Source organism: uncultured Psychromonas sp., from assembly GCF_947489755.1.
GTDB lineage: Bacteria > Pseudomonadota > Gammaproteobacteria > Enterobacterales > Psychromonadaceae > Psychromonas.
The window spans coordinates 213,913-234,932 of record NZ_CANLFB010000001.1 but is presented as its reverse complement, the minus strand read 5'-3'; the positions used below and the strand labels follow the sequence as shown (position 1 = coordinate 234,932).

Annotated in this window: 18 protein-coding genes and 2 pseudogenes; 3 read left to right on the top strand and 17 right to left on the bottom strand. The window is 37.7% G+C overall.

Annotated elements, in window-relative coordinates; genetic code table 11:
* Nucleotides 1-12: 12 nt before the first annotated feature.
* The 3 genes and pseudogenes from Q0794_RS01140 to Q0794_RS01130 form a co-directional block, all read right to left on the bottom strand.
* Nucleotides 13-962 (bottom strand): annotated as a pseudogene (locus Q0794_RS01140) (TAXI family TRAP transporter solute-binding subunit).
* Nucleotides 963-1,113: 151 nt separating this feature from the next.
* Complete coding sequence (locus Q0794_RS01135; RefSeq protein WP_298939552.1) at nucleotides 1,114-1,251, bottom strand: hypothetical protein; 138 nt, start codon at nucleotides 1,249-1,251, stop codon at nucleotides 1,114-1,116.
* Nucleotides 1,248-2,531, bottom strand: coding sequence for an aminotransferase class V-fold PLP-dependent enzyme (locus Q0794_RS01130; RefSeq protein ID WP_298939551.1), 1,284 nt, complete (start codon nucleotides 2,529-2,531; stop codon nucleotides 1,248-1,250). Before Q0794_RS01130 ends, Q0794_RS01135 begins: the two co-directional genes overlap by 4 nt.
* A gap of 281 nt (nucleotides 2,532-2,812) precedes the next feature.
* On the opposite strand from Q0794_RS01130, the gene Q0794_RS01125 reads away from it, so the two are divergent.
* The gene (locus Q0794_RS01125; RefSeq protein WP_298939550.1) at nucleotides 2,813-3,712 is read left to right on the top strand and encodes a LysR family transcriptional regulator; all 900 of its coding nucleotides are present in this window, start codon (nucleotides 2,813-2,815) and stop codon (nucleotides 3,710-3,712) included.
* Between the two features lie 194 nt (nucleotides 3,713-3,906).
* On the opposite strand, the gene Q0794_RS01120 is transcribed toward Q0794_RS01125, so the two are convergent.
* The 11 genes from Q0794_RS01120 to Q0794_RS01070 form a co-directional block, all read right to left on the bottom strand.
* Nucleotides 3,907-4,272 carry a Na+/H+ antiporter subunit G gene (locus tag Q0794_RS01120; RefSeq protein WP_298939549.1) on the bottom strand — a complete coding sequence of 122 codons (366 nt, stop codon included), beginning with the start codon at nucleotides 4,270-4,272 and terminating at the stop codon, nucleotides 3,907-3,909.
* 9 nt (nucleotides 4,273-4,281) lie between these two features.
* Nucleotides 4,282-4,551, bottom strand: coding sequence for a K+/H+ antiporter subunit F (locus Q0794_RS01115; protein ID WP_298939548.1), 270 nt, complete (start codon nucleotides 4,549-4,551; stop codon nucleotides 4,282-4,284).
* Nucleotides 4,545-5,045 (bottom strand): Na+/H+ antiporter subunit E, encoded by a 501-nt coding sequence (locus Q0794_RS01110; protein ID WP_298939547.1) that lies wholly within the window; start codon nucleotides 5,043-5,045, stop codon nucleotides 4,545-4,547. Before Q0794_RS01110 ends, Q0794_RS01115 begins: the two co-directional genes overlap by 7 nt.
* Complete coding sequence (locus tag Q0794_RS01105) at nucleotides 5,045-6,556, bottom strand: monovalent cation/H+ antiporter subunit D (RefSeq protein ID WP_298939546.1); 1,512 nt, start codon at nucleotides 6,554-6,556, stop codon at nucleotides 5,045-5,047. Before Q0794_RS01105 ends, Q0794_RS01110 begins: the two co-directional genes overlap by 1 nt.
* Nucleotides 6,556-6,906 (bottom strand): Na+/H+ antiporter subunit C, encoded by a 351-nt coding sequence (locus Q0794_RS01100; RefSeq protein WP_298939545.1) that lies wholly within the window; start codon nucleotides 6,904-6,906, stop codon nucleotides 6,556-6,558. The genes Q0794_RS01105 and Q0794_RS01100 overlap by 1 nt, the downstream gene beginning before the upstream one ends.
* Nucleotides 6,906-9,701, bottom strand: coding sequence for a monovalent cation/H+ antiporter subunit A (locus Q0794_RS01095; protein ID WP_298939544.1), 2,796 nt, complete (start codon nucleotides 9,699-9,701; stop codon nucleotides 6,906-6,908). Before Q0794_RS01095 ends, Q0794_RS01100 begins: the two co-directional genes overlap by 1 nt.
* A gap of 759 nt (nucleotides 9,702-10,460) precedes the next feature.
* Nucleotides 10,461-11,258: an amino acid ABC transporter ATP-binding protein gene (locus Q0794_RS01090; RefSeq protein ID WP_298939543.1), complete on the bottom strand. Its 798-nt coding sequence runs from the start codon at nucleotides 11,256-11,258 to the stop codon at nucleotides 10,461-10,463.
* Nucleotides 11,259-11,275: 17 nt separating this feature from the next.
* Nucleotides 11,276-11,938 (bottom strand): amino acid ABC transporter permease, encoded by a 663-nt coding sequence (locus Q0794_RS01085; RefSeq protein WP_298939542.1) that lies wholly within the window; start codon nucleotides 11,936-11,938, stop codon nucleotides 11,276-11,278.
* Between the two features lie 11 nt (nucleotides 11,939-11,949).
* A complete protein-coding gene (locus tag Q0794_RS01080; protein ID WP_298939541.1) occupies nucleotides 11,950-12,600 on the bottom strand; it encodes an amino acid ABC transporter permease in 651 nt (216 codons plus the stop codon).
* A gap of 1 nt (nucleotide 12,601) precedes the next feature.
* On the bottom strand, nucleotides 12,602-13,552 hold the full coding sequence (gene speB / locus Q0794_RS01075) for an agmatinase (protein WP_298939540.1): 951 nt from the start codon (nucleotides 13,550-13,552) through the stop codon (nucleotides 12,602-12,604).
* Nucleotides 13,553-13,660: 108 nt separating this feature from the next.
* On the bottom strand, nucleotides 13,661-14,515 hold the full coding sequence (locus Q0794_RS01070; RefSeq protein WP_298939539.1) for a transporter substrate-binding domain-containing protein: 855 nt from the start codon (nucleotides 14,513-14,515) through the stop codon (nucleotides 13,661-13,663).
* Between the two features lie 505 nt (nucleotides 14,516-15,020).
* Here Q0794_RS01070 and Q0794_RS01065 point away from each other — a divergent pair.
* The gene (locus Q0794_RS01065) at nucleotides 15,021-15,995 is read left to right on the top strand and encodes a LysR substrate-binding domain-containing protein (protein WP_298939538.1); all 975 of its coding nucleotides are present in this window, start codon (nucleotides 15,021-15,023) and stop codon (nucleotides 15,993-15,995) included.
* Between the two features lie 369 nt (nucleotides 15,996-16,364).
* Here the strand turns inward: Q0794_RS01065 and Q0794_RS01060 are convergent, their stop codons facing one another.
* Together Q0794_RS01060 and Q0794_RS01055 are read right to left on the bottom strand one after the other, a co-directional pair.
* Nucleotides 16,365-17,861 (bottom strand): CoA-acylating methylmalonate-semialdehyde dehydrogenase, encoded by a 1,497-nt coding sequence (locus tag Q0794_RS01060; protein WP_298939537.1) that lies wholly within the window; start codon nucleotides 17,859-17,861, stop codon nucleotides 16,365-16,367.
* A gap of 144 nt (nucleotides 17,862-18,005) precedes the next feature.
* Nucleotides 18,006-19,361: an aminotransferase class III-fold pyridoxal phosphate-dependent enzyme gene (locus Q0794_RS01055; RefSeq protein ID WP_298939536.1), complete on the bottom strand. Its 1,356-nt coding sequence runs from the start codon at nucleotides 19,359-19,361 to the stop codon at nucleotides 18,006-18,008.
* A gap of 106 nt (nucleotides 19,362-19,467) precedes the next feature.
* On the opposite strand from Q0794_RS01055, the gene Q0794_RS01050 reads away from it, so the two are divergent.
* Complete coding sequence (locus Q0794_RS01050) at nucleotides 19,468-20,379, top strand: LysR family transcriptional regulator (protein WP_298939535.1); 912 nt, start codon at nucleotides 19,468-19,470, stop codon at nucleotides 20,377-20,379.
* Nucleotides 20,380-20,903: 524 nt separating this feature from the next.
* On the opposite strand, the pseudogene Q0794_RS01045 reads toward Q0794_RS01050, so the two are convergent.
* A pseudogene (locus tag Q0794_RS01045) lies at nucleotides 20,904-20,981 on the bottom strand (IS6 family transposase); the annotation flags it as partial.
* Between the last annotated feature and the right edge of the window lie 39 nt (nucleotides 20,982-21,020).

Below are 21,020 nucleotides of genomic sequence, written 5' to 3'. Positions count from 1 at the left end.
GAAGGGTAAAAATTACATCCAACCTTTCTCTTTGTAATAACGAACAGCACCATCATGTAGTGGAGCAGACAAACCGTCGGTGATCATTGTTTTAGGATCTAGGTTTGCAAATGCAGGGTGTAAACGCTTAAAGTTTTTAAAGTTATCAAAAACAGCTTTCACCATTTGGTAAACAACTTCGTCATCAACTTTTGCAGAAGTGACCATTGTTGCTGAATTACCAAATGTTTTTACATCGTTATCATTACCGTTATAAAGACCACCTTTAATAATCGCTGGTGCGTAAAAATCATTCTCGGCCATAAGCTTGTCTATAACAGGACCCGTTACAGGTATTATTTTCGTGTCACAAGAAGTCGTTGCTTCTTTAATAACCCCAGAAGGATGTCCAACATTCACTAAGATCACATCAACTTTATTGTCACATAATGCTTGTGATTGCTCTGATACTTTTAACTCAGCAGCCAGTTTGAACGAGTCCTGCGTCCACCCTTTTTCTGCCATAATAATTTCCATTGTGCCGCGAGTACCAGAACCTGGATTACTAAGATTGACACGTTTACCAACTAGATCATCAAAAGTTTCCACGCCTGAATCTGCACGAGCAACAACGGTTCACTATAAAGTCCAAATATAGCACGCAAATCTTCAAATTTACCTTGATCAATAAAGGAAGCATGCTTAGTGCCTGTTAAGGCATATGACTGCCAATCTGATTGCGCAACACCAAAATCTAACTGACCTTGACGAACGCCATTAATATTAGCAACAGAGCCGCCCGTTGACGGAGCAGTACACTTAATACCGTGTTCATCAGTCTTTTTATTGACTAAACGACATATAGACTGACCAGCAACATAATAAACACCTGTTTGTCCTCCTGTGCCTATTTTTACATAAGTTTGTTCTGCACTGACAGCTGCGGTACTGAATGAAGCTGCTAAACAAATAACAGATGGCATAAATAGTTTTGCAAGTTTACTTTTACTAGACATAAAATTTTATCCTTAAAATAGTCGTTTAAAATGAATGTATTTTGCTATGTTTACTTTCTTAACATTTCTAGTATTTTCTCTAGAAAAAATCCCACCATTTCTTTGGTATTAACATAAGTCACGATATGCAATCGGCTAACTCAATACCTAAAGGGCGTAGAATATTCGCTGAATAAAACTCAACTTCATCAGTATTTTGATCTACTGCAGACAAAGGCAATCCAGCATATTTTTGTGTTTGTAATCGCTTTATCAACTATTACAAAGCACTTTGGTTGTTTTCAAAAACGCTTCAACGTCTTGTAAGCTTTGGCAGTGAATCGGTGAAACGCGAATAGCCCCTTTTAAATCAAATGATTCAAGCATTCTTGATGAATAAGGGCTTGAGAGCAGACGCTCAAAGACAATAATGCCAGCTTCCTCATACATCCCTACTGCCTTTTTATACTCGATGTTGTCAAAGCCAATTGCCATAATGAAATCTTTCTTAGTTAAGTCTTTGTAATCTAGGTAGGCATGTACACCTTCTATATGCCTAAGACCTTCTACGTTTTCGGTTCCCTCTAACATTGCATTCATCAAGGCTCTTTCATGTAGCTTGATGCGCTCCATCCCTTCAACAAAAAGCGTTCTTCTGTTGTCTGATGAATTAAACTGCTCACCTATCCAACAGACATAGTTAATCACTTCGGTGAGTGCAGCAAAATGCCCAGGAGCTGGGCTACCAAGCTGCCAACAATCTTGTGGTTTAGCGACTAATTTGTTGTGCGGTAATTTCGAGAGTCTTTCTGACACGTAGCCCACACCAAAACCGCGTGGGCCAAAGAATTTATAAGGCGCAAAGTTAAGACCATCAACGGGCACTTTTGTAACGTCGATAACGCCATGCGGCGCATGTTGAACGGCATCGGCAACGATATAAAGATCCGGTTTAATCTTTCTTGCCTGTTCAACAATCTTTTCTTCATCTAACAAGGCACCAGACACATTTGATGCATACATAAATGATAATAAGCAGGTATCTTCATCTATCAGTTTTGTTATTTCTTCAACATCTACACCGCCGGTTAACGGGTTTGTTTTAGCAACTCTCAGTTCTTTACCATTTTTTTCAGCATAAAAGACCATTGCATCATAAGCTGAAGGATGTTCAAGCATGGTAGTGACTACGTTCCCGCCAGGGATGTTCTCCATCACGACCCTAACCATATCAAACATAACCATTGACGCCGTATACGATGTAACGATACTGCCGCTGTCAAAATTAAGCATGGTTTCAATTGATTTATAACCTTCCTTTTGTATATCCATTAACCATGTAGCCGTCTTATTGCCATGCTCAGGACAATCCGGTAATTCATCTAATTGTTTGAATTTATCAATTGCTGCTTTAAGTCGAAAAGCGCCACCAGAATTATCGAAAAATATTCTTTTTTTATTTTGTATTGGATCAAATTCCACGTGATAAAATTTTTCTTTAATTTCTGTTAATAGTGAGTCACTAAAAAGCTCACCTTGCTCTATATTGCTATTCATTACGATTGTCCTTCACACTTTCAAAAGCGTGTTTAATCTGTTTATCCATTATTAGATTGGTGAAATAGATCCTGAATGTCCGCTATCCCTAACCATTATGTTGTGACTAAGCAGTTTATTTACTTCAATAGCATCTATCTCTTCAAGTACGCTTTCTAGGCACTGTATATGGACAAATTTTGCTTGGATTTAAATCTATCAATCTTTTAAATATTAAAATAATGAATTAAATTGCAATTATATATTAATAACTTTAATGTTTAATTATTTGGGATTAAACGATGAATATTGATCAAGTGGAAACTTTTTTGATGATTACTGAAACAAAAAACCTTTCTATAGCGGCCAAAAATCTTTTTATTTCACAATCAGCGGTAAGCCATCGAATTCGATCTTTAGAGGAAGCGTTAGGCTGTGAGCTTTTGATTCGATCACGAGGAGAAAAATTTGTCAGTCTAACGCTAAAAGGTGAGGAATTTATTGAGATCGCCACTCGATGGAAAACCCTAAACAGCGAAACGAAACTTTGGACACTCCAAGAATCTAAAATGAACTTAAAGCTAGCAAGTATCGATAGCTTAAACACGTGTTTTTTTTCAAGCCTTTATAAAGATATTATCAATAACAATAATGCTATTTCTCTCAATGTCAGCTCTCATTGGAGTAAGACTATTTATGACTTAATTGAAAGTAATGAGATTGATATTGGATTTACCCTTAATTCATTAAAATATCCGAATGCGATTGCTACGCCTTTATTTAAATCTAGGGGGGTCGTTATTTCATCAGAATCGTCAAAATATCCTAAAACAGTACACCCTCATGATTTAAAAACATCAGATGAAATACTCTTTTCTTACATACCAGAATATGAAATATGGCATAACTTTTGGTGGGAATATGATCAAAGTGAGTATTCTAGTGTTGATACCGTCTCGTTATTATTCACCATGTTTGATCTAGACGAAAAGTGGGCGGTAGTCCCTGTGTGGATAGCCCGGAAGTTTGAAAAAATTCATCCAGTTAAAATATCAGAGCTTTCTACAGAGCCACCAGAGTATGCTTGTTATCATGTATTTAATAGAAACCCTAAACCTAGCAAGGTAAAAACAATTAAACAGTTTTCCGCTGCGCTTGAAAGCTATATGAAAACAGATCTATTTCTTAATAGCATTAAATAACCACGCTATAAAACGATGAAAAAATAGCTAATTGGATATCACAAAATTATTAGGGAAAGCCGTGAAAAGGGGATAACGTCAGCCTAAATCTAAATTGTAGATGCCACTTTACCTGCATCTATTGTAGAAATGAGTGACGTCGAAATAATCAATAGTATTTTACTTGTCGTTATTTACTGCAAAACAAAAACGAACTACTTATCATCCGGATGTTGTTGTAAATAGGCTTTTTTAGCTAAATGTTGATTCTTGGTACTATCTATCATTTTCACTTTGTAGTGTAAGCCTGCTTTACCTAACATATGTGCAGCAACGGGAGCCGTGATTAATAAAAACATCGTGATTAAGACTTCTTTTAAGTTTACATGGCCAAGTTGAACGCTGAAAAATATCATTGATGCCACTAAAATACAGGCAACGCCTAGCGTACTGGCTTTAGTTGGTGCATGTAAGCGAGTAAAGTAATCAGGGAGCTTTGCTAAGCCAATAGAACCGATTAGCATTATAATGCTACCAAACACTAATAAAACACTCACTACTACTTCTAAAAATACACTCATCTGTTTTCCTTATTCGATAATATCGCCACGCAATAAGTACTTACAAAAAGCAGAAGTACTTACAAAACCAAGAAGCGCAATCAATAATGCACTTTCATAATAAATGGCAGAGCCTTGATGAATCCCTAATAGAATAATCAGCGCAATGCTATTAATGTACATGGTATCAACAGCAATAATTCTGTCTGGTGTAGTCGGGCCAATAATTAAGCGCCAAGCATTTAAGGCTAAGGCACAACAAATTAACGCACAAGCAATCAGTATAGCGTAAGTTAACATCCGAAAATCTCCTTTAAAGGCGCTTCATAACGATCTTTGATAAGCTTAATTAATGCCTGTTCGTCTTCAAGATGCAGCACATGCACGTATAACCATTTTCTGTCATCAGACAACTCAACACTTACCGTACCCGGTGTTAATGAAACACTACTGGTAAAAATAGTGAGTGGCACAGGATCTTTAATATCTAAAGGCACAGCAATGAAAGCAGGCTTTAAACTGCGATTACTTTGTAATACACGCTTTGCTACATCGTAGTTAGAGACAGCAATATCAATTAACAAACGAAACGTATACATCAATGCCTTAATAGGTTTTTTTGCCACCGCAGCTTCTTCGCTCAAAGGGGCGACAATCCAAGGAATAACAATAGCAAACACGGCACCTAACACCATATGTCCACGACTAAAATCATGTAATATTTGCCACACCAACCATAATAATACGCTGTGGTAAGGCGTAGGAAACCAAACGAATTTACGTAGTTTGTCCATTATTTAGCGACCTCGTTAAGTTGTTGCAAACTTAGACCTGCTTTAAGTTGCTCTGCAGCCAGTTGTGTATAGTCATTGACTGTTCCACCAAAAATGACCATTAAAGGCAGTATCGCGACTAATAAACCAATGGCGATATATTGCATAGGATGGCCTTTTAATGCGCTAGTCTTTTCACCAGTATTTTTCCAAAACAATGACGTACCAGCACGTGATAAAGCGATCATAGCAATCAGCCCTCCGATGAGAACCAATGGGAAAACCCACAGAGCTTGGCTTGCTTCAGTCACTGATTGTAAAATTAACGCTTTACCAACAAACCCTGATAACGGCGGCATACCAATTAAAGCAATGGCTAATAACGCAAAGATAAAGCCTAAAACACCTGCTTGCGGCATGGCTCTAGCGGCAACAAAACGGTCTTCTGCTTGACCACGTTGTTCTTTAATTAAACCCGCTAACAAAAACATAGCTGCACAAGCGATGGTACTGTGTATTAAGTAATAAATCCCAGCTGAAGTAGCCTGTACCGTATTCAAACTAATGGTCACCAATAACGTGCCGACTGAGACAATCACTAAGTTACTACAAAGTATTCGCAAACTTTTACTCGCGAGTACCGCAATAGAGCCAACGACAATAGTTAGTAAAGCGATCGGCCATAACCAAGGTAAGGCTATATTCGCGAGCTCACCAGCTTGGTCGCCAAATATCACCCCATGCACCCGCCAAATACTATAGATACCCACTTTAGTCATAATCGCAAATAATGCAGCTACTGGTGTACTGGTAGACGAGTAAGCTTTAGGTAACCAAAAATGCAAAGGCAACATTGCCGCTTTCAAACCAAAAACAGCCAATAACAATAAAGCCCCTGACTTGGCAATCAGTAACTCGTTGTTTGAAAGCAATGGAATTCTATCGGCCATGTCAGCAAAGTTAAGTGTCCCTAAAGTCCCGTACAACGTGCCTAATGCAAACAAAAACAACGATGAACCAATTAAGTTAAGGAATACATAATGAATGTTAGCCTGTGTCCGTTGCTTGCCCCCTCCATGGATCATGAGAGAGTATGAGGCTATTAACAATACTTCAAAAAATACAAATAAGTTAAACGCATCTCCGGTTAAAAATGCACCGTTAATCCCCATCAGTTGGAACATAATGAGAGTGTGGAAAAAGGCGCCTGTTTTATCTTCTCCGGCAGTCGCGTACATAGTGACCGCTAAGCCTAAAATAGCGCTTAAACACACCATTAATACCGAGAATAGATCAGCGACTAATACAATGCCAAAAGGCGCAGACCAATCACCAAGTGCATACACTTGAATCCCTTGAGCCTCAACTTTAAATAGTAGCGAAAAGGCAACCACGACCATTAAAATATTAGCGGTGATGCTCACGGCACGTTGTTTTCTTAAGGAATTACTTAAACCAGGAAAAAGCAGAGCAACAGCCACAAAAAAAGGTATTAATACTGGGAAAATAACTAAGTGGTCAAACAAACTCATTAGGATTTATCCTCAGCTAAAGGGTCAAAAGGTTCTATGCCATCTACGTGATCACTGCCTAAATCTGCGCGTCCTCGCATGGCTAAAATCACAGCAAAAGCAGTCATAGCGAAGCCAATAACAATCGCCGTCAGTACTAACGCCTGCGGTAGTGGATCGGCATGATTTTCACTGCTGCTCAATACCGCAGGTGCGCCGATAGTTAATCCACCACTGGCAAATAGAAATAAGTTAACCGCGTAAGACAATAAAGTAAGCCCAATAACTAACGTAAAGGTATGGCCACGTAGCATTAAAAAGATGCCACAGGTACTCATGAAGCCAACACAAATTGCGTAGACTAATTCCATTATCTTTCTCCTACTGTGAGTCGTTCTGTGGTCGTTAACTTGCCTAAACTCGCTAATATAAGCAGTGTCGCACCGATCACGGTGAAATAAACCCCGATATCAAATACCAATGCACTAGCAAGTTCAAATTTACCTATCCAAGGTAACGAAACATATTCAAACCAAGAGGTTAAGAACGGCCTATCAAAGATCCAACTACCCAAGCCAGTTAATCCAGCGATCGTGAGTCCAATCGCGATCATATAGTGATAACTCACACTGACTCTTTTAGCCATCCAATCAACACCGTGTGCTAGGTATTGCTGAATGAGTGCAATCGAAGTAATTAAACCAGCAATGAAACCACCGCCTGGTAAATTGTGTCCGCGCATAAAGATATAAGCTGAAATAAGCAAAAATAGTGGCAACAAGCTTTGCGAGACAACCGATAATAATACAGGATATTTGTCTTTAGCCCATAATCGCCCAGCGTAATCTTTAGTGCGCACAGAAAGACGCATACGAGCAATTAGCTTGTGGATACCTAATGCGGCAATCCCCAATACGGTTATCTCACCAAAAGTATCAAAACCACGGAAATCAACCAAAATAACGTTCACCACATTGGTTCCGCCACCACCTGTTTTAGCATTGGCTAAGAAGAACGCAGAAATACTATCCAAAGGATGGGTCATTAAAGCAAAACAAATACTACCAATAATACAACCGATGAATGACGCAACGGTTAAGTCGCGGACAAAATGACTAGGACGACTTTTACTCGTAGGGGTTTGCTGAGGGAAGAAATAAAGCGCCAGCAATAACAAAATAACCGTTACAATTTCTACCGAGAGCTGAGTAAGCGCTAAGTCGGGAGCAGAGAAATAAGCGAAGGTTATTGATACCACCAAACCAACTAGCGACAACATTAATAAAGCAATAAGACGGTAATGACTCCAAATGATAGTGGCGAGCGAACCTGCAATAATCAAAATAGCAGCAACTAGTACAGCAGCATTTAGAGGTGTACCAGGCAAACTTCCTCTCGTTGTATCGAGTTCAAACAAAGGCGGAGCGATCAGCAATAAAGCGAAAAAACAAAGGCAAAAAGCATAACGTTGTAATGAACCGTTTTCTAATATCATCGTTATTTTTTGCGCCCACGTTACACAGGCTTGAATACAATCTTCAAATACCAATTTTGCGTCAATATCTGGGAACATCCCTGCAAATTTGAATAAATGTTTACGGTTCAAGTAAATCGCAACACCACCCATAATCGCCACCCCACTCATTAACAACGGGAGATTCAATCCATGCCAAATGGCTAAGCTATATTCAGGTAACGTATGGTTAAGCACTGCCAATGAAGTACTTTGTAACAATGGGCCAATAGTGTAGTTAGGAAAAATACCAACCAACAAACAAATCGTCACTAAAATTTCCACAGGAACACGCATATAACGTGGTGGCTCGTGTGGCGTTTTAGTTAAGCCTTTAGGCTCTCCGTTAAAGAACACATCATGAATAAAGCGCAGTGAATAAGCGACAGAAAAGGCAGCAGCAATCGTTGCTAATACAGGAATTAACCAAGACATAGAGCCTAAAATGCTTTGCTCTAAGGTTTCAGCAAAGAACATCTCTTTAGATAAAAATCCATTAAGCAGAGGCACACCCGCCATCGATGCAGAGGCCACCATGGCTAACGTTGCGGTAATAGGCATGTATTTCCATAACCCATTAATTTTACGCATATCTCGTGAACCAGATTCATGATCAATAATACCAGCAGCCATAAATAATGATGCTTTAAAAACGGCATGATTCATGATGTGGAATATTGCAGCAATCGCAGCTAATTCAGTATTTAAACCAAGTAACAGTACGATCAAGCCAAGATGACTGATGGTCGAGTAAGCTAATAACCCTTTTAAATCATGTTTAAATAATGCGGTGTAAGCCCCCAATAACATAGTAAATAAACCAGTTAACGAGACCACTACAAACCACGTTTCCGTCCCTGCTAATACTGGATAAAAACGTGCTAATAAGAAAATACCTGCTTTTACCATAGTCGCCGAGTGTAAATAAGCACTGACGGGTGTAGGAGCAGCCATCGCATGAGGCAACCAAAAGTGGAATGGGAATTGGGCAGACTTAGTAAATGCACCAATCAAAAATAGACTTAAAATAGCAATATAATAAGGGCTTTGTTTTACCAACTCACCACTGTTGAGGACGACGTCTAATTCGTAACTACCGACGACTTGACCTAATAGGATAATACCAGCCAATAACGCTAAACCACCAGCACCAGTGATAGTAAGCGCCATTCTAGCGCCTTTACGGGCATCACTATTGTGTGACCAAAAACCAATGAGCAAGAACGAACTAATACTGGTTAACTCCCAATAAAACCAGAGCTGTAACATGTTGTTTGACATAACAATGCCGAGCATAGCCGCCATAAACATAATCAAGTAGCAGTAGAAACGCCCCATATGATCTTTTTCAGATAAATAGTAACGCGCATATAAAATAACCAGTAGACCAATCCCTAAGATCAATATACTGAATAATGCGGCTAAACCATCAAGCCGAAATGATAACGCCAACCCTAATTGAGGGATCCACTCAATGCTTTTGCTAAAAGACTCCCCAGCCAATACCGCGGGTAAATCGAGGAAAATAAAGCAAAGCGCTAAAGCCGGTAACAAAGCAGTTGCCAGCGTACATGCGCTACGATTAAGTTTATTGGCGAATAAGGGAACGATAATCCCTAACATGGGTAAAAATGGCACCCAGAAATAATGCATTTAAGCGAAGCTCCGTTAGCTAAGTGGTTAGTATTTTCGAACTACGATAGTGATTAATTAGATAAAAATCAATGCCTTATTATGTCTCATATAGCTAACCCACTGATTGTAAAGAATTTCTATTTTCACACTTGAGTTACAATTCAAAAAATATATTTTACTGAGGTTATTTTTAAGGTTTAACTGATGCTTATTCAGTGGCGATAAAATGTAATCAAGTCCGTTATTACTAAAACTGTTAAGTTAAATAGTTTTCATTTTTATGGTGAAAGCAGCCATATTCGATATTTATTTAATATAAATTTTACTGACTTACGGTTCAACTAAATACACAAATAATCATTTTAATTTTGAAACACAAGGTTTGTTATGTAATGACTTGAATAGTACTACTGGTGAGTTGTTTTAAGTTTGTTAATAATCAAAAAAACAATTAACAAAGACAAAAAATAGAATTGCTCTGCAAAAACGAGTCGAATTTTGGTATCTCAATTGCTTTGTTGATTAAGAGTCGGCTTCAAAGTTACTTGTTCTTTTATGGTTAACATAACCAGTCGTTTGCGTTTTTTAAAAATAATGTGGAACAAGTTAGTTTGTAACGATTCCTAAGTGGTTTGTGGTTTAAGCCTTGGGTTTTGTAACCGCTCTTGGGCTGGATAACGATAACCTGCGTAGATATTTGAATTTTTCATCTGCAGATTATCGTATAATTAATAGTAAAATTGATAGTGGAAGGGTTAAATTAGCAATATTATTTGGTTAAACAATCCCACTATTTCTCTCTGTCCAAGTGCTTAAAAAGGCTTTTAAATTATCTGATTTAGGTTGTGTAAACAGAATTTTAGGATCACCCTGTTCTTCAATTAACCCCTTTGCAAGAAAGATCACTTTATCAGAGACTTGTGCTGCAAAGCCCATTTCATGAGTCACTATCACCATGGTCATACCATCTTGTGCTAATGATTTCATTACCTTTAACACCTCACCAACTAATTCAGGATCAAGTGCAGAGGTAGGCTCATCAAATAACATAATTTTAGGTTCAGTACCAAGAGAGCGAGCAATGGCAACACGTTGCTGTTGTCCGCCTGATAATTGACCTGGGTAAGCATCAATTTTATGTGCCATATCAACTTTATTTAATACTTTTAAAGCTCTTTCTTTGGCTTCTTTTTTGCTGAATTTGTGAACGAGTATCAATGGAGACATCACGTTTTCTAGTACACTCATATGTGGCCACAAATTAAATTGTTGAAACACCATGCAGACTTCAGAAAGGTCTTTTTGTACTATTTGACTAGGTGCTAGTTGAAAATTTCCTTGAGCATCGGAACCGTAACCTATTAATTTACCATCAATTTGCACTTCTCCTCCGTCATATTTTTCGAGGAAATTCATACATCTTAACATGGTGCTTTTGCCTGAACCTGAACCGCCGATAATGCAAACAACTTCACCATAGTTAATATCAAGATTGATACCTTTTAATACTTGGTTATCACCATAGTGCTTTTTTAAATCAACCAGTTTAATTGCTTTATGTGATCTTTTTTTCATAACTCCTCCTGAGTTTTTTATTCGCTACGAAGCAAATGAACTGTTGCTCTTTTTTCACACCAATGACCTATTTTTGCCACAATGAAAGTAATGACCCAATAAGCAACGGCTAAAAATAAATAAGGTTCGATAACACTAAATGTTTGTGTCGACATTGTTACAGCAGCAGTAGTGAGCTCAGGAACGGTAATAATTGAAAGAATCGCCGACTCTTTAATTAAGATAATCGTTTGGTTTATACCCGGTGGAATAATTAATCCCAACATTTGAGGTAATTGAATATGTATTAATATCTTGCTCCGTGAATAACCAAGGTCATAAGCGGCTTCCACCTGGCCATTAGGCACACTAGCAAAACCAGAACGGTATATTTCAGCAAAGTAGGCAGAGCCATATAATCCCAACCCTAAAATACCGACCTGTTCAGCACTTAATTCAATACCAACAAATGGGCCCCCGTAATACATTAAATACACTTGTACTAACAACGGGCTACCACGGAAAATGGTGAGATAAGTGACGTAAATAAAACTAATTATACGCAGTTTAATACGGCTCATTAAATGCAGTAATAGACCGCCAACAAGCGCGAAAACGATACCTAGTGAGCAAATATAAAGTGTAAATAGCAACCCTTTTAAGAGGATTGGCCAATAAGTTACAAAAAGGCTAAAGTCCATTTTAATGTCTCCTAATGCGTTGTTAATCGGGATTCGATATAACGCCCCAATAAACTAATGCAAGAAGTAAGTAATAAATACAACACACCTGCAGTGACAAAAAATTCAATTGGACGGTACGTAGTAGAAGAGTAAGTTTGTGTTATCCGCATTAAATCCGTTACCGCGATAGTCGAAATTAAGGCAGAGTTTTTTATAATATCTATCGTTTCATTGGTTAATGAAGGTAATGTATTTCTTAATACCTGCGGTAATTCAATATAACGAAAACTTTGCCATGAACTATAACCATAATTCCAAGCTGCTTCTTTTTGCCCAAGCGGAATCACTTGGAAACCATCGCGTAATATCTCCGCTTGAAAAGCAGCCGTATTCATTGACAATGCAATAATCGCAGCGGCAATAGGCGGAATATTAATGCCCCAATAAGGAAGAAAATAAAAGATGATAGCGAGTTGCACTAGTAATGGCGCGCCCCTTATTGCACTAATATAGGTTCTGCAAAAATATTGAATAAATGTATGTGAAGATAACCTGCCCAAACATAAAATAATACCCAATACAAAACCTATCAAAATTGATAAAATCGAAATCCAAGCCGTTGTCCATAAACCATTTAATAATGAGTCGCTATACTTTAAAACAACGCTAAAATCGAACATATTAACTTCCTGATTTTTTACGGTTTGCTAATGATTCTGCAGCGACACAAAGTATTTCAAACATCATGGTTGCACCCACTAATGCTGTTGCGCCTGAAGGGTCAAAGGGAGGAGCAACTTCAACTACATCACCACCAATGACATTTAACCCTGATAAACCACGAATCATTTGTAATGCTTCAAAAGTAGTAAATCCACCGACTTCTGGTGTCCCAGTGCCAATTGCAAAAGCAGGATCAAGTCCATCAACATCAAAAGTAATATAAGCTGGCGTATCTCCAACTAGTTTATGAACTTCCTTAATAATGCCTTCCGTTCCTAGCTTGTAAAACTCATCCATATAAATGACTCGCATACCACTATCATGGCTGAATTTCCAAATATCTTTATCAGTAACTGAACCACGAATACCAATTTGAATCGTTTTGGTTGGATCAATTAATCCTTCTTCAACAGCAATTTTAAAAGGTGAACCATGATGAAATTTAGAGCCTAGATAATCATCTCCAGTATCACAATGCGCATCAAAATGGACTAATGAAACTGGGCCATCTTTTGCTAATGCTCTTAGTATTGGCAAACTAATAGAATGATCTCCACCCGCTGAGATTGGCATTATTCCTCTTGCAACAACATCTTCATAAAAGCGTTGAATTGCATTATGGCTTTGTATTAATTCAAATGGGTTATCAGGTAATGCATCACCAATATCAGCAACACGACATAAGTCAAATGGCGCAACGCCTGTACTTTGATTTACCGTGCGCATTAAGCTCGATTGATTACGTACTTCACGAGGGCCATGACGAGTACCAGTTCGGTTAGTTACACCTCCATCAAAAGGAACACCAATTAAACCTATATCAACGTTCTCTAATGAAGGCTGGTAAGGAGAGCGCATAAAAGTTGCAATGCCACTGTAACGTGGAAGTTTTTGTTGATCTTGAGTCATATTATTTCCTATAGACGGCAATTCATAAGCAAATAAATTAATATTCATTTGAAATTATCAAAAGATAGTACAAGTGATTGTTATAAAAGGTTTACCTTCATTGATTCCCTAAGATTTAGGCTCAGGGACTATGCCAACAGGTAACTCCATTGTGAATCCAAACCATTTTTGTTGCAGTTCAGCTAACTTGCCGCTCTTTTGTAATTTTTCGATACCATCACTAAAGAATTGTACTAGCGTTGCAGAGTTTTTATCTTTTCTTCCGACCCAGCCATAATAGGTTTCAGGGCCAAAAGATGGTTGTATAATCTCAAACATATCAGGACGTTCTTTAATAATTGGCGCTAAGTTTGGTAATGCTTGTGGCACAGCATCTACACGTCTTGATGCTAAAGCAGCATATGCTTCATTATAATCAGTAAATTGCTTCATTGACTTGTACCCTGAACCAGTTGCTTGGAGGGTTTCTTTTTCAAAGGTTTCGATAATGTTATTATGTGCAGAACCAGCTTGTGTGCCAATAACCATACCTTCCATATCTTCAGGTTTCATAATTCTCTCATCACCTTTACGCTTTAATATTGCAATTGCAGCTGAAGAGATAGGGTACGTAAAAGCATATTTTTCTGAACGTTTTTTTGTAATGGTTAACGTTGCAGTCACAAAGTCATAACGTTCAGCACTCAACCCAGCTAAAATGCCTTGAAAAGGTAAATCTAAAAGCGTCAGTTCGACACCCGGTAAATCCTTTAAGACTTCATCAAGAACATCTTTACCGTACCCAACTACTTTTCCTCCATCGAGCATTTCAAAAGGTGCAAAACGAGCTTCTGTTGCAATGATAATTTCGCCTTTCGCTTTTATATCGTCAAGTAAATCAGCTTGAGCGGTTGATGTGAAAGCTGAGCATAATAAACTTACTGATATCAGCGTTAATTTTAGTGGTGATAATATATTTTTCATAACGATAGTCCCTAATCATTAAATGGTTTAATTGCTTGAATAATATACTGCATTAATTCTTACTTATCTGACAGTAACCATTTCTAATGGTTAAAGATAAGCTTGGCTAATGCTTTATATCGGTGCAATTAGCGCACTTAATCGAACCCGTATCTCCTCACCTTAAATAAAGGTCAGAATGCCTGTAAATTGGAGAATAAAAATATAAATAGGTACGTTAAAATGCATGATTTAAGTGCAATAAAACGGATGATCTATTGATATAAAAAGATGAGTAAAATGAACAAAGGAACGAAATATATAGTCAAATACGTTAGTTTTTCGATCCAATAATGAAGCGGGCAATAACAAGTTATCCCACACAGAATTATTTACAGGGTCTACATTAATAAAAAATGATGAAGCAATAGAATAGAAAGTGAAGTAAAGGCATTAACAAATACCCTAATTAAAGGTGTCTGGTATATAATTTACGATAACAATATTAATAAAATGAGGTTTGAATTTGATAACTCGACTACCATCCTTAGAAGCATTACGCTATTTTGAATGTGCCGCACGCCACTTAAATTTCACCATAGCGGCAGAAGAACTTTGTGTTTCTCAGAGTGCAGTCAGTCAAAAAATAACCTTACTTGAAGAAGTATTAAACTATAAAGTCTTTGAACGAAAACCGCTAAAACTGACCATTAATGGAGAACAATTATTTCAATCGGTCTCTTTTGCATTAAATGAGATGTTGCAAACAATTAATCGTCTCGATTATAGTACCCCAAAAATGCGACTTGAACTTTATTGCTTACCTTCTTTTACTAGTTGTTGGTTAATGCCCCGTATTAATGAATTTTATGAAACCCACCCTGAAATTGATGTCAACTTAAACGTTAGTTTTGCTGTACCAAACTTTCAAAATAAAGAAGCGGACATCGGTATTTATCATCGGCTTAGTGATCATCCCACGATGAAAAAAGAATTACTCTTTCAAGATTATATATATCCCGTTGCAAGCCCCGAGTTACTAAAGAAACATCCTCTATTAACACCTGATGATTTAAGAGGAGTCACATTACTACATGACTCAGTGCCTCAAGCTAAATTATCGACATCTTGGCACCGTTGGTTATCAGAGCTAAATATAAAAAATATAGATGCAAATGAAGGCTATAAATTCAACCAATTAGATTTAATTGTTCAGGCAGCCATTGATGGCCAAGGGGTGGCATTAGGAAGGCACTCATTAGTTTCAACAGCCATTAAAAGCGGTCGCCTTGTTCCTTTATTTGGTCATGTCATTGAAGATGATGGAATGTATCTGGTTTACTTAAAAAAATTAATTGAACGTCCCGAAATAATATTTTTTAGGGATTGGATAAGGCAACAAGCAAAGCAATATAAAAAGCATCATGATATTACTGAAATAATGCAGATAAGAAACGTTAGCTTAAAAAACTCAGAAAAAAACACTGATAATCAGATTTAACAAATATCTTTAACCTCAATTCTGGTTAATGAGGCGGAATTGCATTTAAAATGCATAAGACTATATTTTTAACTAGTCAGTGCCGTTAGTTTTTGCGCAGTTCAAGGCGGATGATTAAAGCAAGAATGGGGGCTTGAGGGGTAATTTAACGCAGGAATCCACAGAAATAGCGGTGTTATATCGCTTTGCTTATCCAAAACTGAGGTTATTTATACCGGTTTCATTCAAAATGAAAAACTCAATAAGCGTTGAATTGAAAAGAGGCTAGCAGATAAATAATTAATCTATCAACTAACCTTAAGTGGCATGCCGTTCAAGTACCTCACTTAATTCAACATTAAAATGAGGTACGTACTTTAATCTATATAATTAGCTTGGGAATGCGAAGTTAACACCTTCACGTAATCCACTTGAAGGCCAGCGTTGAGTAACTGTTTTGCGTTTAGTATAAAAACGCACGCCATCAGGGCCATATGCATGTAAATCACCGAATAATGAACGTTTCCAGCCACCAAAGCTGTGATAAGCAACAGGCACAGGTAAAGGAACATTAACCCCAACCATACCGACTTCAATATTATCTGAGAAATATCGCGCAGCTTCACCATCACGTGTAAAGATACAAGTACCGTTACCATACTCATGGTCATTAATTAACTGCATCGCCTCTTCCATGGTGTCTACACGAATCACTTGCAACACAGGACCAAATATTTCTGCTTTATAGCTGTCCATTTCAGGCGTCACATCATCAATTAATGTTGCACCAACAAAATAACCGTCTTCAAATCCTTTGACTGAAATTTGTGTACCATCAACAATAATTTTTGCACCTTGTTGCTTAGCACTATTTATAAAACCTACTACTTTCTCTTTATGTGCTTTACTAATCACAGGACCAAAATCATTCGTAGCAGTATCATAGTCACCGACTTTCAAGCCTTGCATCGCATCAGTCATTTTTCCTACAAACGTATCGCCCGCTTGCTTACCAACGGTAACCGCAACTGATAACGCCATACAACGCTCACCCGACGAGCCAAATGCAGCCCCTGTTAATTGGTTAACTGCATTATCCATATCAGCATCAGGCATGATAATAGCGTGGTTTTTTGCGCCACCTAATGCTTGGCAACGTTTACCATTAGCGCTCGCTTTTGCATAGATAGTTTCTGCGATAGGCGTAGAGCCTACAAAGCTGATCGCTTTTACTAGAGGGGACTCTATCAATGCATCAACGGCTTCTTTATCGCCATTAACCACACTCATTACGCCGTCAGGTAAACCTGCTTCTGTTAATAATTTAGCGATAAATAATGTTGAGCTTGGATCACGTTCAGAAGGCTTTAAAATGAAACAGTTCCCACAAACAATCGCTAATGGAAACATCCACATCGGTACCATAGCCGGGAAGTTAAATGGTGTAATACCTGCCACTACGCCAAGAGGTTGAAACTCACTCCATGAATCGATATTAGGTCCGACATTTTTACTGTGCTCACCTTTTAATAATTCCGGAGCCCCACAAGCATACTCAACATTTTCGATACCACGTTGTAATTCACCGGCTGCATCATGTGAAATTTTGCCATGTTCTTGGCCAATCAACTTACAAATATGTTCTGCATTTTGCTCAAGTAATTCTTTAAAGCGAAACATCACTCGTGCACGTTTAATCGGCTGTGTATTACGCCAGCCAGGAAAAGCAGCTTGTGCTTCTTTGATAGCTTGCTCTACTGTCTTTTTAGACGCTAAAGAAACCTGACAACTTACTTCACCGGTTGCAGGATTAAATACATCTTGTGTACGTTCAGTACTATCATTTACTAATTTCCCGCCAATTAGATGGCCGATTACGTTCGTCATTTGATACTCCAAAGTTTATATCATTAAATTTTTATAGTGTTTGATTAGGTAACGTCATTAAATTTTTACCTAATTCATTAAATATTCTATTTCATGTTGATCTGTGAAAAACGTTAAAGGAGTCATCGCTCTAACGTATAGGGCTTATAAATCGGCTAAAGCGTTATCAATAGCTTCCGTGATAACATCAGCTTGCTCTTTAGTAAGCGTCAACATCGGGCTCAAACACAATGTATTATTATATTTTCTAAAAGAACGATTTGTACGGCCAATTAACACGCCATTTTTACTACAATGCGCAACCACTTTCATTAGCATAGTCTCTTCCATCGGCTCTTTAGTCACTCGATCTTTAACGAGCTCTAACCCAAGAAATAACCCTTTACCTCGAACATCACCAATAACTTGATGCTTGTTCATGAGTAAAGATAAGTTATTCAGTAAATAGTCACCAATAACCTCTGAATTTTCTACCAAGCCTTCTCGTTCTATAATGGCTATGTTTTCTAAAGCCGCTGCTGGGCCTGCTGTACAACCACCAAATGTACTAATATCGCGGAAGTAACTTTCACGCTCATCAGGTCGGTCATTTAATTTTTTAAATACATCCTCAGAAACAACCGTACAAGAAATAGCGGCATAAGCTGAAGCAAGTCCTTTAGCCATGGTGACGATGTCTGGTTGAATATCAAAATGCTGATAACCAAACCATTTACCTGTTCGACCTAAACCACAAACCACTTCATCAATATGAAGCAATATATTGTACTTACGACAAAGCGCTTCTACGCCTTTGAAATAACCTTCAGGTGGAACAATGACGCCACCACCGGCAGTAATCGGCTCAACGACGATAGCGCCTATAGTGTCAGGATCTTCCGCAAGGATGATTTTTTCTAATGCATTAAGTGATAGCTCGGCGTAATTATCAACATCACCATACTGGCTGCGATACTCACAACAATGTGGAAACTCAACAAAACCTGGTGTGAAAGGTCCATACTGATTTTTACGCTCTTCCTGACCAGAAGAACTTAAGCAGGTGATAGTCGTTCCGTGATAATCACGATCACGGTAGAGTATTTTTGATTTTTTACCGTTGTAGAATTTTTCTGAAATTTGGCGCACCATTTTATAAGCTTTTTCATTGGCCTCTGAACCGGAATTAGAATAATAAACACGATGTAGTCCTGGCATATAACTTAATAGTTTTGCTGCAAATTTACTCGCGATAGGCGTGCCTGTAGAACCAGCAGAATAATTTAGTTGAATGAGATTTTCTTTAACCGCTTCAGCAATAGTTTCACGACCATAGCCAACATTAACACACCATACACCGCCTGAAGTCGCATCTAAAAAACGCACGCCATCCGCATTCCATAAATAAGACCCTTCACCCTTAACAAACATAGGGGGCTTGCTATTAGAGTGTTGAGTCATATGGTGCCAAACGTGTGCAGAATCTAACTCAATCTCTTCACTGAAATTATTTTTGTCCATTTCCATCATCCCTATTAACTTTTAATTAAATAAATAATTGATGGATCTTTTATCTCACAGGAGTAAGTTAAGTTAAATTCAAATTTACTTTACTTAAGTTATAGAAATGCAAAACTTTAAGAAAAAGCCGTTAGTTAATCAAATTACAGATTTTGATATTAAGTTAATTCGTATTTTCAAAACCGTTGTTGAATGTGGAGGGTTCACCGCTGCAGAATCCGTATTAGGGATTACAAAGTCAGCAATCTCTTTACAAATGAGTAGCTTAGAAAAGCGTTTGAATATGCGACTTTGTTATCGTGGGCGCGGTGGATTTACCCTGACAGATGAAGGTGCTGCCGTATTAGAGTCGGCAGAGGTTTTTTTGGCGTCTATTGAATCGTTTCGAAATGATGTTAATGAAATAAATAATGACTTACGAGGCGAGCTTAATATTGGATTAATCAATAACCTAGTATCACAACCACAAATGTTAATTACCCACACATTAAGAAAAATACGTCAAATGAGTGAAAAAATTAATATTAACATAACCATGACAACCCCTAATGATATTGAGAAAGGCATTCTGGATGGGCGTTTTCACTTAGGTGCAGCGCCTTACAACCATTCTTCTGGGCTAGAATATCAACCTCTTTATAGTGAATCTTATTTTCTTTATTGCAGTCACGAGCACCCTCTTTTTACTAATAATGCGATAACAACTGATGAATTAAAGGAAACAAATACAATCATTACGAATCACCGCATGATACCTGAGGCAATAACGTTGCATGAGCGTTTACGCTGCACTGCAACAGCATCAGACCATGAAGGCATCGCCTTTTTAATCCTTACTGGGACCTATATAGGATTTTTACCCGATCATTATGCCTCTTATTGGATTGAAAAAAACATGATGAAACCTATCCTGCCCGATACGTTTCATTTTAATTCAGATATAAGCCTCATCTCCAAAAAAGAAGTGAAGCATAATCAAATAGTTAAAAAATTCATTGATATCATGAATGAAACATAGTGTTGAATGTCTAATTGCCTTGAAATTCAGCACGTAACCAGCGTGATAACTCACTGACAGCTTTAGGCACTTTAGCCGAATAAGAACGCACTATTTAAATAATGATATTTGGCGTGAAATCCTTGCCGCATCATTTAATAGTAATCACCCGTATTTTAGCCGAAATTATATTTCTTTAGATCACAAGCTTGCAATCGAATTAATCGCTCCGCTAGAAAAGCTACAAGAGAAGGGTCAGATATCTAAACAAATATCACCTTATGAACTAGCCAAAGCATTATTTCAATTACAAAATGCACGCTTTATTCAATTTATTTGTTTTGAAAACCTATCTAACGAAGAAGTTAACGAGCTTTTGATAAAAGATATGAATACCTTACTTAACTGCTCTCAGCCTTAGATAAACAGCATTAAATAAATGTTTTTAATTTAATCGAGCTATTTTTTGAAAGTTTAAAATGGCTCTAAATATTACCGTTTTTTTTACACCGATGGCGAATCGATTCATAAGTGACAACAATTCATCTCAAGGCGAGCAATTCTTCAATATCACGAAAGCTCAGTGTAAAACGATGATAAAGCCAAACGGTATGGATGATGATTTGTGCAGAATAACAATTGGCTAAGCTGTTAACTGAGGG

Excerpts from the sequence above, each read along its gene's own strand:
- Q0794_RS01130 (WP_298939551.1), bottom strand. The coding sequence starts at position 2,531 with ATGAATAGCAATATAGAGCAAGGTGAGCTTTTTAGTGACTCACTATTA.
- Q0794_RS01125 (WP_298939550.1), top strand. The coding sequence starts at position 2,813 with ATGAATATTGATCAAGTGGAAACTTTTTTGATGATTACTGAAACAAAA.
- Q0794_RS01120 (WP_298939549.1), bottom strand. The coding sequence starts at position 4,272 with ATGAGTGTATTTTTAGAAGTAGTAGTGAGTGTTTTATTAGTGTTTGGT.
- Q0794_RS01115 (WP_298939548.1), bottom strand. The coding sequence starts at position 4,551 with ATGTTAACTTACGCTATACTGATTGCTTGTGCGTTAATTTGTTGTGCC.
- Q0794_RS01110 (WP_298939547.1), bottom strand. The coding sequence starts at position 5,045 with ATGGACAAACTACGTAAATTCGTTTGGTTTCCTACGCCTTACCACAGC.
- Q0794_RS01105 (WP_298939546.1), bottom strand. The coding sequence starts at position 6,556 with ATGAGTTTGTTTGACCACTTAGTTATTTTCCCAGTATTAATACCTTTT.
- Q0794_RS01100 (WP_298939545.1), bottom strand. The coding sequence starts at position 6,906 with ATGGAATTAGTCTACGCAATTTGTGTTGGCTTCATGAGTACCTGTGGC.
- Q0794_RS01095 (WP_298939544.1), bottom strand. The coding sequence starts at position 9,701 with ATGCATTATTTCTGGGTGCCATTTTTACCCATGTTAGGGATTATCGTT.
- Q0794_RS01090 (WP_298939543.1), bottom strand. The coding sequence starts at position 11,258 with ATGAAAAAAAGATCACATAAAGCAATTAAACTGGTTGATTTAAAAAAG.
- Q0794_RS01085 (WP_298939542.1), bottom strand. The coding sequence starts at position 11,938 with ATGGACTTTAGCCTTTTTGTAACTTATTGGCCAATCCTCTTAAAAGGG.
- Q0794_RS01080 (WP_298939541.1), bottom strand. The coding sequence starts at position 12,600 with ATGTTCGATTTTAGCGTTGTTTTAAAGTATAGCGACTCATTATTAAAT.
- speB (WP_298939540.1), bottom strand. The coding sequence starts at position 13,552 with ATGACTCAAGATCAACAAAAACTTCCACGTTACAGTGGCATTGCAACT.
- Q0794_RS01070 (WP_298939539.1), bottom strand. The coding sequence starts at position 14,515 with ATGAAAAATATATTATCACCACTAAAATTAACGCTGATATCAGTAAGT.
- Q0794_RS01060 (WP_298939537.1), bottom strand. The coding sequence starts at position 17,861 with ATGACGAACGTAATCGGCCATCTAATTGGCGGGAAATTAGTAAATGAT.
- Q0794_RS01055 (WP_298939536.1), bottom strand. The coding sequence starts at position 19,361 with ATGGACAAAAATAATTTCAGTGAAGAGATTGAGTTAGATTCTGCACAC.
- Q0794_RS01050 (WP_298939535.1), top strand. The coding sequence starts at position 19,468 with ATGCAAAACTTTAAGAAAAAGCCGTTAGTTAATCAAATTACAGATTTT.